Below are 1,643 nucleotides of genomic sequence, written 5' to 3' on the forward strand. Positions count from 1 at the left end.
CCCCCGCCCCCGCCAAAGGCAGGACCAGCTTCAGCGCCGTCTATGCCCCGGGCGCGCCCGTCGAAGACAAGGACCTGAGGTGGGGTGTCTATCTGGATGTCCCCGGTCAGGAGGATCTGGGTCAGCCCGTGGCCAGCCACTACAGCGCCCACTGGACGCCCGGCGACCCCATCCCGCCGGGGGATTACATCGTCGTCGCCAGCCTTGGCGCCGCCTCGGTGCAGCAGCCGGTGAAGATCACCGGCGAGAAACAGGAGATCGTGCTCGACCTTGGCGCCGCCGTTGTCCTGCCCGCGATCCGCGAAAGCGAGACCGGGCCCCTGATCGCGACCGAAGTCGCCTGGAAAATCCACGACATGACCGACAGGGAAGTCGGCTACAGCTTCAAGCCCGAACCCGATTTCACCGTCCCCGCCGGCAGTTACCGCCTGACCGCGCGCTATGGCGATGCGAAAGGCGAGGCCACCTTCGATGTGAAACCCGGCGAGAAGCCCCGGGTCGTGATCACCCTGGGCAGCGGCACGGTCGAGGCCGAGGTCCGCCCCAGCGCGGGCGAGGCCCCGGCGACGGACGGCGTGAGCTGGAAGGTCTTCGCCGAGAACAGCGGCGATTCCCTGACCTATTCCTACAAGGGCAACCCGGTCTTCCACCTGAGCGCCGGCACCTACCGGGTCACCGCGACCATCGGCGAGGCGACGGGGGAGAGCACGGTGACGGTGAAGGCGGGCGAGACGTCGAAACTGAGCCTCGTGCTCGGGGTCGGCCTGTTGAAGCCGGTGGCGATCTTCGCGCCGGGCGCGCCCAAGCCGACCAAGGATCTGTCGTGGCAGATCTTCCCGGCGGCGACCGATCTGGCCGGCAACCGGGGCGAGATGGTCGCCTACAGCTATGACCTGACGCCCAGCTTCAAGCTGCCCGCCGGCCAGTATTTCGTGAAGGTGACGACCGGCATCGCCGAGGCCTCGGCCGAGATCGAGGTGAAGGCCGGGGCCGCCCTGGCGCCCGAACTGAACCTGAACGCGGGCGCCATCGTGGCCAAAGCCACCCTGGGGGCCAAGCCCGAGGGCGACTACAGCTGGAAGATCTACCGCACCATCGCCGCCATCACCGGGGTCGAGCGGGAACAGGTGTCCTACGCCTATGACGCGGCGCCCATCTGGATCGTGCCCGCGGGCACCTATGTGGTCGAGCTGAAGATGGGCGATGCGGTCGCGGAAGCGGAAGTGACGGTCGAGGCCGGCAAGCCGGCGCCGGTCACCCTGACCTTGCCGTGAGATGAGGCGCGGTGGGCGGCCTCAGCCGCCGCCCACCATCAATTGCTGGGCGAGGCGGGCCAGATCGATCAGGTCGGTCGCCCGGGCCACGTAATGGTCGCGCGGGTTGAAGCTCAAGCCCTCGCCCGTGCGCAGGGCATGATCGACGCCGTCGATCAGCTTGCGCAGGCGGCGCTGATGAAGGCCAAGGGCGCGCTGCGCCGGATCGGTGATCACCCCGGCGAAGGCCGACAGGGCGGCGGCGCCGACGAAGAGGCTGCCGGTCACGCCGGCCACCAGGGCCGGCCCCGCCGTCGCCGGAAAGAAGCCGTTCCAGATCCCGCCGAGGGTCGCGCCCAGGGGAAAGGCGCCGATCGCCGCCTGCTGGGC

General features: G+C 69.4%; 2 protein-coding genes. One reads left to right on the plus strand and one right to left on the minus strand.

Annotation, left to right across the window (positions count from 1 at the left end; all coding sequences use genetic code 11):
- Positions 1-1,274: hypothetical protein (locus WAZ62_RS13235; protein WP_422644008.1), on the plus strand; the 1,274-nt coding region annotated here is incomplete at its 5' end.
- 21 nt (positions 1,275-1,295) lie between these two features.
- Here WAZ62_RS13235 and WAZ62_RS13240 read toward each other — a convergent pair.
- The coding region (locus WAZ62_RS13240) for a DUF6635 family protein (RefSeq protein ID WP_422644009.1) at positions 1,296-1,643 on the minus strand (348 nt) is incomplete at its 5' end.

Source organism: Zavarzinia sp., from assembly GCF_049306435.1.
Taxonomy (GTDB): domain Bacteria; phylum Pseudomonadota; class Alphaproteobacteria; order Zavarziniales; family Zavarziniaceae; genus Zavarzinia.